This window comes from Pseudochrobactrum algeriensis (assembly GCF_018436245.1).
In the GTDB taxonomy this organism is placed as follows: Bacteria; Pseudomonadota; Alphaproteobacteria; order Rhizobiales; family Rhizobiaceae; genus Pseudochrobactrum; species Pseudochrobactrum saccharolyticum.
Genome location: NZ_CP075361.1, coordinates 3,095,139 through 3,107,861, shown reverse-complemented (window position 1 = coordinate 3,107,861; position 12,723 = coordinate 3,095,139). Strand labels below are relative to the sequence as shown.

Sequence of the window (12,723 nt, the reverse complement as noted above, 5' to 3'; positions counted from 1 at the left end):
AACTGTGTTTTTGCCTCGAACTGGTGTTGTCACGTTAACTGGGCTACAGTTGCCTGCCTGACGGTTTGGGCGTAAATTTTGGCGATGCAGACATCAGATATCATCTTCAAGCGTCACCGTTTTCCGCCACAGATTATTGCTCATGCGGTGTGGCTTTATCTGCGGTTCAACCTTAGTCTGCGTGAAGTTGAAGAAATGCTGCTTGAGCGTGGAATTGACGTATCATACGAGACAGTTCGTCGTTGGATCGCCAAGTTCGGACCCCAGGTCACACGCAACTTGCGGCGGCGTCAGGCGCGCCCCGGCGATATTTGGTATTTGGACGAAGTGGTCGTCAAATGCGCTGGAGAGAAATTCTGGCTCTGGCGTGCGGTGGATCAACATGGCTCCGTTCTCGAAGAAATCTTGCAGAAGCGGCGTGATAAAAGGGCGGCAAAGCGACTGCTCGTGGCGTTAATGAAGCGCTATGGCTTTGCTCCCAAACGGATCATCACCGATAAGCTCCGCTCCTACGGTGCAGCAAAGGCAGAAGTGGCACCCGGCCTTGACCATTGGTCGCACAAGGGCCTCAATAATCGGGCCGAAAATAGCCATCTGCCGTTTAGGAAACGGGAGCGAACCATGCAAGGTCATCGGTCGCCTGGAGCGTTGCAACGGTTCGTCTCCATGCACTCAGCGACCCGCAATTGTTTCTCTGTTCCATCTCGTCGCCGAGCCGCACACACAATTCGCTACCATCGCTTCGAAGCTTTCGATGCATGGAAAATTGCGGCCTGTTTCGCCTGAATATCTACGAGCCACGGGCCTTTCCGGTCAGAGAGACTTAACGTGACAACATCGTTTCCGCACCTTCCCCACCCAATCCGCATGCGCGGACGCTATACGGCATTGCCGTATAGCGTCTTGAAATCTATACGGCAATGCCGTATAGTGATGACCGATGCAAAGCGTAATCCAGACAACAATCTTTCTGGCGCAGGCTAAGCGATGTGGCCTTTCCGACGACGAGCTTCAGGAAATTATTGCCATGATCGCCGCCGATCCCGAAGCTGGGGCGCTAATGGCCGGAACAGGCGGTGCGCGAAAATTGCGCCATGCCCGCGAAGGCCAAGGAAAAAGCGGAGGTTTCCGCACGATACATTATTTCGGGGGCGGGGATATTCCAGTCTTTGCCCTCGCAATCTACGGCAAGAACGAGAAGGGCAATCTGACACAGGCGGAACGCAACGAGCTGGCCCGAATCCTGCCAAAGCTTGCTGATGCCTACAGGCATAGAAAGGACAAAGCATGAGTTTTGCTAAAGAGCTTATCCAGAGTGCCGAGGAAGCACTTGCTATCGCTGAAGGTCGGGCTGAACCCGCAGCGGTGTTCGTTCCAGAAACGATCGATGTTGCCGCGATCCGCAAAAGTCAGAAACTGTCGCAAGCCGAATTTGCCAAGCGCTACGGCCTGTCCGCTGGAACAATCAGGGATTGGGAGCAAAATCGCCGTCAACCTGATCGTTCCGCAGTTCTGTTTTTGAAGGTCATCCAGCAAGCGCCTGAAACAGTCGCGAAGGCAATCCGCGTTTAATCAGCCGCCACGGCACCATTCATATGCATCGCGACGGCCGCCATAATAGGGGCGGCCGTGACCGCTGCGAACAAGCAGATCGGCAATGTCATCACCTGACTGCGTTCGCACAGTCACAATAACCCGCCCATAGCGGTCATTGTGGTGACGCTGGAAATAGAGGTGGTTCGTTTCCATGAGCCGCTGCAATTCAAGAGTTGCAGCATCAGCAAGCTTTTGTTCCCGCGCACATTTGGCACCATCGCCGGTTTCAGGCGTGTCCACACCCTGAAGCCGGTATTTGACACGACCCATCCAAAATGTATCGCCATCGACAATGCAGGTAATGCGCTTGGCACGACCACAGATCGGCCATTTGTTGATGCTCTGCGCAGCCGCATCAGCACCGCCGATCGCGACCAGAAGCGCGCATAAGATCAAGTTTTTCGGAATCATAAAGCACCTCACTTCCGAGATGCTACATAAAGCAAAATGGGGGATTTTGCTATGTGCTGCCCGCCCTTGCGGCGTGGCAGGGAAGGGGCGGCGTTGTCGCCGCCCTTATTGCTTCAGTCCCAAGGGATCACGGCCATCAGGCTGTCATCGTCCTGCCCCGGATAGCGCCCGAGGTTGGCATTCAGCTTGGCAAAGCCAGTGCTGACGGTAAGTGTGTAGTAATCGCAATCGCGCTGATTTTTCTTACGCCAGATGCCGCCGATCTCAATCCGGCGATTGCGGGGGGATTTGCCATAAAGGCGGTAAACAGGAGCTTTGGGATTTTCGCTGTTAACCGCTTCGCCTACGAGGTCGATATCGAACGTGATGGTTGCAATGTTTCCGGCGACCTTATCGCCGTCAAACTTGATGTAGTTCACTAGGTTCGTCATCAGAGTATTCCTCTCCATTTCTTGTGCCAATGCGGATGAAACGGAGCGAACTCAGGCTCTGCATCACCGGTAATGACCGGAACACAGTGGAGGACGGCGAAGCCAAGCGATTTTGGATCGCGAGGAACGCCGCAGGCGTGGGGAAAATTGGTCTTGCACCGGTTGTGTTCCGGTCTATCTCTCATTTTAAGCGGCTTTTTTCTCAAATGCCACCGGCGATTTCCAGCCGAGTGTTGAATGTCTTCGGCGTGGATTATAAAAGCCATTTATATATTCGAAGATTGCAATCTCAATATCTCGCCTTGTTTGCCAGTGTCTGCGCCAAATCAACTCAGCCTTTAATGATTTAAAGAAGCTTTCTACTGCGGAGTTATCAAAACAATTGCCTTTCCCGCTCATGGACGGCAGCAATTGATGTTTGAGCAGTAGCTTTTGATATTCATGAGCGCAATATTGGCTCCCACGGTCTGTGTGTTGAATACAACCCGGTGGTGGTTTGCGTAAAGCCAACGCCATATTCAGTGCCCTTAATGCAAGATCCTGCTTTAATCGATCACCTGTTGCCCAGCCAATCACGCGACGGGAATACAGGTCAAGGATAACAGCAAGATAGACCCATCCTTCTCTGGTCCAAACATAAGTGATAACGCCTGCCCATTTCTGGTTGGGTGCGCTTGCGCTAAAGTCTTGTTTTAATAGGTTCGGTGCAATGTTGAAGGTATGATGACTATCCGTTGTCCGTTTGAATTTACGCGTTCGAACAACTGTAATGTTATTCTGGCGCATCAAACGTCCAACCCGACGCTGCCCAACCTGCAGGCCCAGCGCTTTCAACTCTTCTGTCATACGCGGCCTACCATAGCTCCCCAAACACAACCGATGCTGCTCACGTATATGCGCTAGAAGTATAAGATCACGACGCTGGCGCAGTGATGGAGGACGGCGTTTCCATGCGCGTAAACCACGATCTGTTACGCCCATCAAACGACATATGCGTGAACGTGAGAGAGAGCCACGGTAATCCGTAATAAACTGAAATCTCACAGCTTTTGTACTGCGAAAAATATTGCTGCCTTTTTTAATATCTCCCTCTCCTCCCGAAGGATACGGTTCTCTTTGCGTAAACGTTCATTCTCACGCAGAAGATCAGTGTCTTGGGTAGGAATTTTGTAAGCGTTTTCTGGATCTCACCTTTTGTCTGCCTTCTATATCTGCGATTTCCGTTTGTGTAGATTTGGCGGGAGTTTCGCGATGGCGACTACGGTGGAGTTTCTCAAGGGCTATGGCATAGATATCCGTGGGAATGGTCAGCGGCGCTGGCCTGATGATATAAAGGCGCGGATTGTGGCAGAAAGCTTGAAGCCCGGTGCAACAGTGAACGCAGTTGCAGCGCGTTATGGACTTCGGGCGAACCATCTTTCTGAATGGCGCAGCCGGGCGCGTGACGGCAAGTTGGTTTTGCCAGCGGTTGAAGATGACGATTTGTGTTTTGCACCTGTTGTGCTGTCGGATGTCGGTCACGATGCTGCTGTGCCCTCCATCTCAGAACAATCGAATAAAGGTGACGCGACGAAGGCGGTACCGGTCGAGATAGTGACAGGCAATATAATAATCCGGCTTGATGGCGGTACGGGGGCTATGCGCATTGCCGAGATCGTGTGGGCGATCGGGTCGCGCTCATGATATTTCCGTCGAACCGCGTGCGGGTTCTGGTCTCGACGCAGCCTGTAGATTTCAGGAAAGGGCATGATGGCCTGACTGCAATTGTGTCATCAGTGCTGCGCAAGGATCCGTTTACGGGCACAGTCTTTGTCTTTCGCTCGCGTCGGGCGGACAGATTGAAGCTTTTATATTGGGACGGTACTGGTCTGGTGATGGCCTACAAGCGGTTAGAGGCTACAACCTTTATCTGGCCTGCCATCAAGAACGGGGTAATAGCGTTGAACCATGCCCAGTTTGAGGCGCTGTTTGCTGGGCTCGACTGGCGCAAAGTCAAAGCTTTGGAAACACGCCCGCCAGTTGCGGCAGAATGAATCAACGGCTTGTTTATGCATGTTTTTACCGGAGATTTATGATAGTTCTGGCACATGTCAAATACGCCTGCCATCGACCTTTGTGCCATTCCTGCCGAGCAACGCGCGGCGGTTTTGATGTTGATGGAAAAAGTGGCAACGCTTACGCAAATCACCAAGCGGCAAGAGTATCTGATCGCCGAGTTGAACCATGCTTTGTATGGCAAACGGTCTGAAAAGCTGACCGCGGATGAGCGGCAGCTGGCATTTGAGGATCTGTCCATTGCTTTGAGCGAGGTCGAAGAAGCAAAGGGGAAGTGTGCGGACAAAGAAGCCGAGGTCAGAACGAGGAATAAACTTGCCCCCAAGCGCACTATCGGTAACCTTCCTGATGTGCTGCCACGTATCGAGGAAATCATCGAGCCGGACAGCCTGATTTGTCCGTGTGGCTGTGGCATCATGCACAAAATTGGCGAAGATCGTAGCGAGCGATTGGATATTGTGCCGGCACAGTTACGGGTCATTGTTTCTGTACGCCCGAAATATGCCTGCCGGATCTGCACTGACGGGGTTGTTCAGGCACCCGCGCGGTCGCATTTGATCATGGGCGGCCTGCCAACCGAGGCCACCATAGCCCATGTTCTGGTGAGCAAATATGCAGACCATCTGCCATTGTATCGCCAGAGCCAGATATTAGCGCGTGCAGGCCTTGATTTGCACCGCGCCGTTTTGGCCGATTGGGTCGGCAAGGCCGCGTTCCACTTGAAACCCGTTGTTGATCGCTTGGCCGAACATCTGAAGCGATCCGGCAAACTGTTCATGGATGAAACCACCGCCCCGGTGCTGGATCCGGGACGGGGGACGACAAAGACGGGATATCTCTGGGCGCTGGCCCGTGATGGCCGGCCTTGGGGTAGTGAGGAACCGCCAGGCGTGGTTTATTTTTACGCCCCCGGCCGTGCAGGCGAAAACGCAGAAACCTTCCTGAGCGGCTTCAACGGCATCCTGCAAGTCGACGGATATCAGGGTTATAATCGGTTGACGCGCCCCTCGCGCAAGGGCGGTGATCCCATTCGTGTGGCGAATTGCTGGGCTCATGCACGGCGCAAACTCAAAGAAATTTACGACCGCGACGGCTCTGAAATCGCTGCTGAAGGCTTGCGGCGCATTGCTGAAATCTATGCCGTTGAAGCCGATATCCGTGGCCACGCTCCCAGTCAGCGATTATCTGAACGTCAAACCCGAAGCGCCCCATTGGTAACAGCCTTTGGGGACTGGCTCCAAGCGCAACGCCGCAAGATCTCCGGCAAGTCTCGACTAGGCGAGAAGCTGGCCTATATCCACAATCACTGGGAGGGACTGCAAGCCTTCCTGAGTGATGGTCGCGTCGAGATTGATAATAACTGCATCGAAAATCTGATCCGACCCATCGCTCTTAATCGCAAAAATGCCCTCTTTGCAGGCCACGACGAAGGCGGCATCGCTTGGGGTCGTATCGCTTCGCTGATCGAGACCTGCAAGATCAACGGCGTTGAACCCTTTGTCTATCTCAGGGACACTTTGACAGCGATCGCAAACGGCCATCCCCAAAGTCGCCTCGACGAGCTACTACCCTGGAGCTTTAAGCCGTCAAGTTAAAACCCACGTGTTCTCCAGCAAACGCTTACGGAATTTTAGTTTCATCGGAAATTGATGCGATCCATTTCCCAAGCGTGGAAAGCCCAATACTTAAATCTGACGCAACTTGACGGCGTGTTAAGCCACTAGTGAGTGCTATGCGAACTGCATCACGCTTAAATTCATCACTATGCTTTAATGACATATATGGTCTCCTTGATAACAAATAATGCTCTCAAAAAGACCGGAACGAAACCGAGGCATGTGTGGACGGCCTCCGTTTGGCAAGATGTTTTTTGATATTTCTGACAAGCTGGTCGAGTGCAGGCATGTGTCCGGCCTATTGATGCGGCTATAACATGCCGCTGGCCCTGATGAAGTCCGCAGATTGAGTTCCTTACAAGTCCTCGCGCTTTCATGCGCAGCCCCGGAATGCGGAGTGTCTCAATCCCGGCTTTTGACCGTTTGTCATCATACCATGAGCATCTCACCTCTTGTTTGTTGCGTTCAGCCTCTGAAGCAACAATGACAAAAATACTTGTTAGATGCGTTGCACACCAAATGTGGAACCGTGCACCATAAGCGCCCAGACAATTCGAGCCATTTTATTGGCTAACGCGACAGCAGCAACCATATAAGGTTTGCGCTCCAAAAGCCCGGCGGCCCATTGTGTCGTTTGAACAGTACTTTTCTTGCGAAAGCGTAAGACGGAATGTGCTCCGAGAACAAGAAGACGCCGTAAATATGGATCACCTTGTTTGGTGATACTCCCCAGCCGGTTCTTTCCTCCCGACGAATTCTGGCGAGGAACCAAACCTATCCATGCCGCAAGCTCCCGGCCCGACTTGAACACTCTAGGATCAGTGATCGTAGCGCTCAGCGCGCTTGCTATTATCGGCCCAATGCCTGGCACGCTTTCCAAGCGTTTGCTCAATTCATTTTGTTTATGCCAAGCATGAATTGATTTCTCCAAGCCTATTATTTCGTTGTGAACTGCTTTCATTTGGCGCACTAACGGCAATAAAGCCATGCGGGCAACTGTTGGTAAGCTCGCATCTTCTTCACATTCGATTACCTCAACAAGTTGCATTGAGCCAACAACGCCTTGGCGGCTAACAAGACCAAGTTCTGCTGCATGAGCACGAATGGCATTAACGATCATAGTACGTTGTCGAATAAGGTGTTCCCGAGCACGGTGGAGCATGATCACGGCCTGTTGTTGTTCGCTCTTTATAGGTACGAAACGCATTGTAGGGCGACTAACAGCTTCGCATATAGCTTCGGCATCTGCCGCATCATTTTTCTGCCGCTTTACATAAGGCTTGACGTAAACTGCTGGCATTAATCGCACATCATGCCCTAATTCCTGCAGCGAGCGCGCCCAATGATGAGCACTGGCGCAAGCCTCCATTCCAATTAGACATCGTGGGATGCGACTGAAGAATGGCAAAACATCGCTTCGTGACAGTTTTCGACGTAGAATGACACGCTCCTGACTATCAACTCCATGAATTTGAAAAACGTTTTTAGCTAAATCAATTCCTACCGTCGCAAGTTCTGACATAACCGTTCTCCTTGGTGGCTTTTAAAAACAACCACACTATCGCACAAAAGCGGATCAGGAGGCCGTCCACCACATCAAGTCCAGACTGCTGCCCAGCCCTCTTCAGAGTGCTTTGACGGCTCGACGACAATTTCCGAAACCTGAGCCAGGCTTGACAAAATAGCGTTCGCGTCAGCCGGTGGGAGCAGTTGCTGCGAACGCTGCTCGAGAAGCCGGATGATGATGGGGACGTTTTCAGGATCCGCGTTTGCCATCCATCCAAACTCGGCAAACGTTAGTTCGACGTATTCCCATAGGTAGGGCCCATAGTAGCCTAGCTCTAGCGCCGCCAAGAGATGATCCCGATCTGTCGCGATGGCGGTGGGTAATTGAAACGCGGGGTAGTGCAGTTTGAAAACGGCCGGATTGAGTGCAAGACCGCCGACGATATCCTCCCAAAATAAGAGGGACACGGCGAATTTGCCAGCGGCCACCCTGGTATCCGAGTACAGTCGGACCTGCTGTTGCAACTTGGAATCATGATCGTTCGTTGTCGCTATGAACAGCGTATTCAAGGTTGGCTGGAACGCTTCAGCGTTCACAGCCTCCTCCTCGACGGTCGCTAAGGTCAGAGCTATAGCGTAGCGCTTGCACTGGATACCCACCCGCCGGCCAATGTCGTCAGGACCGAAGACGTCGACTCCTTGCTGCGCCTGGCCCGGGCGACCATTTTTCTGAAGGGAAGGTGCCTTCCAGCGCAGTCGCTGCGCATCGAGAACAATCGACTCGAAATCTTGCCAGTTTTTCGGCTTGGGTAAATCAAGGGAAAGTACTGAAGGCATGACAGACCGCTCTTAATGATAACACAGGTTCGGCGAACAAATGGTTCACCGGTGTCGTTGCCGACGATCTCCTGCATGAACCAGCGCCCGTGAAAGGACTTATACTCCGGCCAAATCGCGAGAACGGTGTCGTTGGCGCACCGCGTTTCGGACCGTTTCACCATTCGCGTCGCCTCAAGCTCCAACGACTTGGAGGCCGCTCCGCAGGACGCCGGCAGGCATGGGCGGGATATCTGCGGCCGTCAGGACGCTCGTCGCGCCCTCGGGCCCTAGATCAATATCGTATCTGCGACCGGGCTCGTCGCTCGTGCTGACCAGCCGCCGGCAAAGGAGATCCGCCAAGGCGGGATCCTCCACCGCGCAGATGATTTGACGGCGATCGAGACGAAGTGCGGCAAGGACTTCGACGAGATGGAGGGCTCGGAAGTCGTCGATGTGCTGGACGGGATCATCAAGCAGGAGGGAGCGTAGCGGCGTCCAGGCGCGGGCCAAATGGACAGACAGCAAGAATGCCAATCCCGCGGCACGCCGCTGGCCGCTGCTGAACACGAACTGGGGGTTCAGACCGTCTCCGACCCGCAAGCTCAGGAACCGGCGCACATCACCACGGATGCTGTAGTCGATTGTCCTCCAATCTACGTGGGGCCGCAGGCGCTGATAGAGTTCATTGAGCAAAGGGCTGATCTGTGCGAGCCGCTCGTCGATGATCTCAGCGCTGACGCGCTTAACCGATCGCTCGATGTCGCGGGCGTGGGATAAGGCAGTTTGCGACTGACTTACGGTATCGGCGAGTTTGTCGAGCTCTTCTCGCAACCCTTCGATGTTTTTTTCGATCGACGCCATGCGAGAGACCGACTGGGACGCCTCGAGTACGAGCAACGCTCTTTCGAGGTTGATCATTCTGTCGCGTTCGGCTTCGAGATAGCCGTCGAGGCCATCAGGGTCATTTAGGAAGCGCCGGTCTATATTCCAGCGCTCAAAGAAGGCGCCATGCGCTTGCTCTGCCTCGCGCAAGATAAGCTCCTCGCTTTGATGAACCGCGACGTCAGCCTCCGCCATAGCAAAGGTCGCGGAGTGTTCGCGCGCCTCGTCGCTGGCCGAAGCCAGTGCCGTTCGCGCCTCCTGAACGCCGGAGGCAAGGCTCGATATGCGCCGCCGTGCTGCTGCAACACCGGCTGCAAATTCCTGAGAGGTTCGATGGGCCGCGCAGAGAGGGCATTGATCGCCATGAATGCCAAGTCTCTCACCATGCTCCACAAGAATCGCGAGCGAGGCGGCCACCGCATCTGCATCCTCTTCTCGCGCCAGTCGCTCTTCGGCGGCGGTGACCGCCGCGTTGGCGATATCCTTTGCCTGCCTCGCAATTTCTAACTCTGCCATTGCGCTTTCGCGTACCTTCACTGCGTTCGGGGCATTGAATGTCCGTTGGAGTGCAAGGAGTTTGCGCCCGGCCTCGACGGCTTCGGTGATCCGAGCAATTCGAGCACGACCGTCGGCAAGGGCGCCGCGAGCAGCCTCAATGCGAGCAATCATGTCCGATGGAGCGTTCGGAACGGCGGCACCCATCGTTTCAAGCGCTGCCGTGACGTCGCCCGAGCGGCTAAGCGTGGCTTGGATTTCGGACTGCTGGGTCAAGCGTTCACCCAGCCTCGTGCGCGCGGTTTCATAAGCAACTTCGTTGCGATTGTGAGCAGCGTCAGCCGCAGATACGACCTCTTTGGCTTTTACGGCCGCTTCTGATCCTTCAACTGCGCCGAGCGCAGAACGGACTAGGTCGAAGCGCTCTGTTTCGGATAGATCCAAACTTAGCGCGGCGATCCATTCATCACGAATGATGGACGTGCGCGTCAATTGGCGCAGTGCGTCGTCGGGAGCAGGGCCGCTGCATAAGGCCGCCTGGATCTCCTCCGGTGACCGGTCGGCACCGCTTTCGCGCGTCCTCGTGATAGTGAATGGCTCGCCACTATCACGAATGAACGCCGCGGTGACATAGTGCGCTTTCGGAATTCCTGCGCCACGCCACCAGAGATAGTCGCTGAGGCTTTCCTTGGCCGCTTTCTCGACGGCGTATTTTTCAATGAGCCCGGTGATGGCGAATTCGACGGCATCGCAAAGCGTGCTCTTGCCGACACCGTTGCGACCGGTAATGACTGTGAAGCCACTGCCGAAGTTTATCCGCACCTTGTCGCGGAATCCTCGGAAACCGCATATTTCCACATAGTCGAGCCTCATGACTTGGCTCCCAGAATACTTGCAACGTCTGCCGCGGCGGTTTCGTTTAGGAACGCTGTTACGGCGTCGTTGGGCAGGTCCTTCAAACGCGCTCGGAGGCGATCTTCGAAATTTGATGCGCCCAGCAGAGGTTGCGATCGGATCGCCATCAACGGAAGGAGCGACCTTTCTACGTCCTCGGGGGTCGTTACGGACGCCCGGGCGATCTTCCGGGTGAGCGTAAAGTTCTCTTCGATCCGCTCAATGGCACGCGCAAGCGACGGCGCGCGATCCGACGTGAGAAACACGGAATAGACGTTCCAAGCCTTGGCGCCTGCCCCCCGAAGGGAAGCGGCGTGACGCGCCAAAGCTGTTTTCTGACAGGTCTGCCACCCGGCCATGAGAACCTCTGCGCTTTCGAATACATGTACGAAGCCCATGACTGCGGTGCTTTCAAAACATGTGACCGGGCCGTCCGGACCAGACCAGGACCATGTCTTGTACTGTGCGTTGCGCAATGCGATTTCTGCTTGAGTTGAGATGTCCATCAGATGTTCAGCTCCGCTCTTGCTCCGTGCACGTCGAACCAATCGCCGGCAGCGTCTGGGCGTATGAGGTCGCCGGTTCGGCCACCCCGGACGACATTGCTCGGAAGACCGAGATCAGTGGCCCCCACCGCGACGACGACGTCCGAGGCGATAGCAGCGGGAGGTTCGATAAATTTCGTTCTGAGAGAGCCCAGAATGGCTTCGGCCCCATTGATCACCCGGATGCTGCGACCATTCAGATCGTAGCCATCCTCCCGCTGCGTCGCCCCGGCCTGACGCAACAGCAGATGGAAGTATCCCAGTGCCTCAACGTTGCCGGGTCGGACGCGCGTGGCCGGCTGAACGGCCGGGATACCCTCGGCATCTCTGCGCAGCCCATACAGGGTCTCACTGTCATATTCGGCAACCTGGAGCCAGTCAGGGTTACACTGAACGCCTGTTGCCTCTTCGAAGACGGTTCTGCCCGCAGCTAACACCTGGCGCAGGTAATTCATTGAGAAGGCCCGTCGCAGCTCATCGAGGACATCGGCTCCCGATTCGCGAACATGCTCAAAATGAACATTATCCGCGTGTGCTATCTGCCAGAGTTGAGGCGCCTTTTCTTCCAGTACTTCGGTTGGTGAGAGATCAACGACAGTCACGGACAGCGGTTGGACATCCGCTAGCGCGCCGCCGATCACGGCGTTGAGGTATTCCCAGTCAGACCAGAAGCCAACGACTAGCAGGTCCTTTTGCCTCAAGTTGGCCGCCATCCAGGTCTTGCTTCGCTCGATGCGGGCGGAAATAACCGGGTCTTCGAGCTGGGACGGAGCCCAGACTGTCGAAGCGGGATCGCGGTGCGCACAACCATGAAATTTGAGGAGTGGTGCTTGGCGCACCGCATCGACGTTAGCCTCATCGCCGTCGAGTGAGCCCCGGAAGGCAGCTCCGTAGTCCCAGGCACGGCGTTCAATGAGTATGTCGTAGTTGCTGGAAATGCCTGCCACGGCTGCCCGCGTGAGCAGAAAATCCGCGATGGCGGCGTGACCGGGATTGTACGGTCGCACGAACGCAGGCCAGGGTACCAGATGGTCGATAAAAACGGACTGGAGAGTGCTATTGGCCGCAAAATGCTCGGCCAGCGCTTCAAGATCATCGCGTAGTCCGATATCGCACCCGGGATTGACCTCGAGCCGGTACTTGTCGAAGCAGCGTTCCGCCACGGCCTTGGCCGAAGGAAGGCTGCTGGGCGGCGCCATCGAGAGGCCCGCCCCACAGACCACCAGAAGGCGTCCGGCATTCATAGATGCGAGAAGTCGTGCTAGGATCTCCGGGCTCAAACTGCAATTCCCCCAACTGCAAACAGCTATCGCCACCGGATCCGAACCTACCGGTGGATTTCTCTTCACGACACAAGCAATGTTTGCGCCCGTTCAGAATATCCGTTTTTGAATGCTATTAGTCAAGAGCTGCCAGCCTGCAACCGGTCCCATATCGGCCGTTCATCGGGAAACTTACTTATGGAGTGTTTTG

General features: G+C 54.9%; 13 protein-coding genes and 2 pseudogenes. 6 read left to right on the top strand and 9 right to left on the bottom strand.

Annotated features, from left to right (window positions below; translation table 11 throughout):
• Nucleotides 1-84 precede the first annotated feature (84 nt).
• The 3 genes from KHQ09_RS16420 to nadS all read left to right on the top strand — a co-directional run bounded on the left by KHQ09_RS16420 (nt 85) and on the right by nadS (nt 1,572).
• Nucleotides 85-786, top strand: coding sequence for an IS6 family transposase (locus KHQ09_RS16420; RefSeq protein ID WP_213600064.1), 702 nt, complete (start codon nt 85-87; stop codon nt 784-786).
• 154 nt (nt 787-940) lie between these two features.
• Nucleotides 941-1,291, top strand: coding sequence for a type II toxin-antitoxin system RelE/ParE family toxin (locus tag KHQ09_RS16415; protein WP_213599359.1), 351 nt, complete (start codon nt 941-943; stop codon nt 1,289-1,291).
• Complete coding sequence (gene nadS, locus KHQ09_RS16410) at nt 1,288-1,572, top strand: NadS family protein (protein ID WP_151653992.1); 285 nt, start codon at nt 1,288-1,290, stop codon at nt 1,570-1,572. Before KHQ09_RS16415 ends, nadS begins: the two co-directional genes overlap by 4 nt.
• Here nadS and KHQ09_RS16405 read toward each other — a convergent pair whose 3' ends face one another.
• From KHQ09_RS16405 to KHQ09_RS16395, 3 genes and pseudogenes are all read right to left on the bottom strand, one after another.
• On the bottom strand, nt 1,573-2,007 hold the full coding sequence (locus KHQ09_RS16405) for a thermonuclease family protein (protein ID WP_213599356.1): 435 nt from the start codon (nt 2,005-2,007) through the stop codon (nt 1,573-1,575).
• A 113-nt stretch (nt 2,008-2,120) separates the two neighbouring features.
• A complete protein-coding gene (locus KHQ09_RS16400; protein ID WP_151653988.1) occupies nt 2,121-2,438 on the bottom strand; it encodes a DUF736 family protein in 318 nt (105 codons plus the stop codon).
• A 186-nt stretch (nt 2,439-2,624) separates the two neighbouring features.
• Nucleotides 2,625-3,604: pseudogene (locus KHQ09_RS16395) on the bottom strand (IS3-like element IS1133 family transposase); the annotation flags it as partial.
• Nucleotides 3,605-3,689: 85 nt separating this feature from the next.
• Between KHQ09_RS16395 and tnpA the strand changes: the two are divergent.
• The 3 genes from tnpA (at nt 3,690) to tnpC (ending at nt 6,088) form a co-directional block, all read left to right on the top strand.
• Nucleotides 3,690-4,121, top strand: coding sequence for an IS66-like element accessory protein TnpA (gene tnpA, locus KHQ09_RS16390; RefSeq protein ID WP_213599354.1), 432 nt, complete (start codon nt 3,690-3,692; stop codon nt 4,119-4,121).
• Complete coding sequence (gene tnpB, locus KHQ09_RS16385) at nt 4,118-4,471, top strand: IS66 family insertion sequence element accessory protein TnpB (protein WP_213599352.1); 354 nt, start codon at nt 4,118-4,120, stop codon at nt 4,469-4,471. Before tnpA ends, tnpB begins: the two co-directional genes overlap by 4 nt.
• Nucleotides 4,472-4,588: 117 nt before the next feature.
• Nucleotides 4,589-6,088 (top strand): IS66 family transposase, encoded by a 1,500-nt coding sequence (gene tnpC / locus KHQ09_RS16380; protein WP_213600063.1) that lies wholly within the window; start codon nt 4,589-4,591, stop codon nt 6,086-6,088.
• Between the two features lie 43 nt (nt 6,089-6,131).
• Here tnpC and KHQ09_RS16375 read toward each other — a convergent pair.
• The 6 genes and pseudogenes from KHQ09_RS16375 to KHQ09_RS16350 all read right to left on the bottom strand — a co-directional run.
• Nucleotides 6,132-6,272: pseudogene (locus KHQ09_RS16375) on the bottom strand (transposase); the annotation flags it as partial.
• Nucleotides 6,273-6,608: 336 nt separating this feature from the next.
• Nucleotides 6,609-7,631: an IS110 family RNA-guided transposase gene (locus tag KHQ09_RS16370; protein WP_213599350.1), complete on the bottom strand. Its 1,023-nt coding sequence runs from the start codon at nt 7,629-7,631 to the stop codon at nt 6,609-6,611.
• Between the two features lie 74 nt (nt 7,632-7,705).
• Nucleotides 7,706-8,452 carry a hypothetical protein gene (locus KHQ09_RS16365; protein WP_238481670.1) on the bottom strand — a complete coding sequence of 249 codons (747 nt, stop codon included), beginning with the start codon at nt 8,450-8,452 and terminating at the stop codon, nt 7,706-7,708.
• Between the two features lie 174 nt (nt 8,453-8,626).
• Nucleotides 8,627-10,684, bottom strand: a complete 2,058-nt coding sequence (locus KHQ09_RS16360) for an ATP-binding protein (protein ID WP_213599348.1) — start codon at nt 10,682-10,684, stop codon at nt 8,627-8,629.
• Nucleotides 10,681-11,211 carry a hypothetical protein gene (locus KHQ09_RS16355; protein ID WP_213599346.1) on the bottom strand — a complete coding sequence of 177 codons (531 nt, stop codon included), beginning with the start codon at nt 11,209-11,211 and terminating at the stop codon, nt 10,681-10,683. The genes KHQ09_RS16360 and KHQ09_RS16355 overlap by 4 nt, the downstream gene beginning before the upstream one ends.
• Nucleotides 11,211-12,449, bottom strand: coding sequence for an SIR2 family protein (locus KHQ09_RS16350; protein ID WP_213599344.1), 1,239 nt, complete (start codon nt 12,447-12,449; stop codon nt 11,211-11,213). Before KHQ09_RS16350 ends, KHQ09_RS16355 begins: the two co-directional genes overlap by 1 nt.
• Between the last annotated feature and the right edge of the window lie 274 nt (nt 12,450-12,723).

Coding starts and splice junctions, on each gene's coding strand:
- KHQ09_RS16420 (WP_213600064.1), top strand. CDS start 85: ATGCAGACATCAGATATCATCTTCAAGCGTCACCGTTTTCCGCCACAG.
- KHQ09_RS16415 (WP_213599359.1), top strand. CDS start 941: ATGCAAAGCGTAATCCAGACAACAATCTTTCTGGCGCAGGCTAAGCGA.
- nadS (WP_151653992.1), top strand. CDS start 1,288: ATGAGTTTTGCTAAAGAGCTTATCCAGAGTGCCGAGGAAGCACTTGCT.
- KHQ09_RS16405 (WP_213599356.1), bottom strand. CDS start 2,007: ATGATTCCGAAAAACTTGATCTTATGCGCGCTTCTGGTCGCGATCGGC.
- KHQ09_RS16400 (WP_151653988.1), bottom strand. CDS start 2,438: ATGACGAACCTAGTGAACTACATCAAGTTTGACGGCGATAAGGTCGCC.
- tnpA (WP_213599354.1), top strand. CDS start 3,690: ATGGCGACTACGGTGGAGTTTCTCAAGGGCTATGGCATAGATATCCGT.
- tnpB (WP_213599352.1), top strand. CDS start 4,118: ATGATATTTCCGTCGAACCGCGTGCGGGTTCTGGTCTCGACGCAGCCT.
- tnpC (WP_213600063.1), top strand. CDS start 4,589: ATGTTGATGGAAAAAGTGGCAACGCTTACGCAAATCACCAAGCGGCAA.
- KHQ09_RS16370 (WP_213599350.1), bottom strand. CDS start 7,631: ATGTCAGAACTTGCGACGGTAGGAATTGATTTAGCTAAAAACGTTTTT.
- KHQ09_RS16365 (WP_238481670.1), bottom strand. CDS start 8,452: ATGCCTTCAGTACTTTCCCTTGATTTACCCAAGCCGAAAAACTGGCAA.
- KHQ09_RS16360 (WP_213599348.1), bottom strand. CDS start 10,684: ATGAGGCTCGACTATGTGGAAATATGCGGTTTCCGAGGATTCCGCGAC.
- KHQ09_RS16355 (WP_213599346.1), bottom strand. CDS start 11,211: ATGGACATCTCAACTCAAGCAGAAATCGCATTGCGCAACGCACAGTAC.
- KHQ09_RS16350 (WP_213599344.1), bottom strand. CDS start 12,449: ATGGCGCCGCCCAGCAGCCTTCCTTCGGCCAAGGCCGTGGCGGAACGC.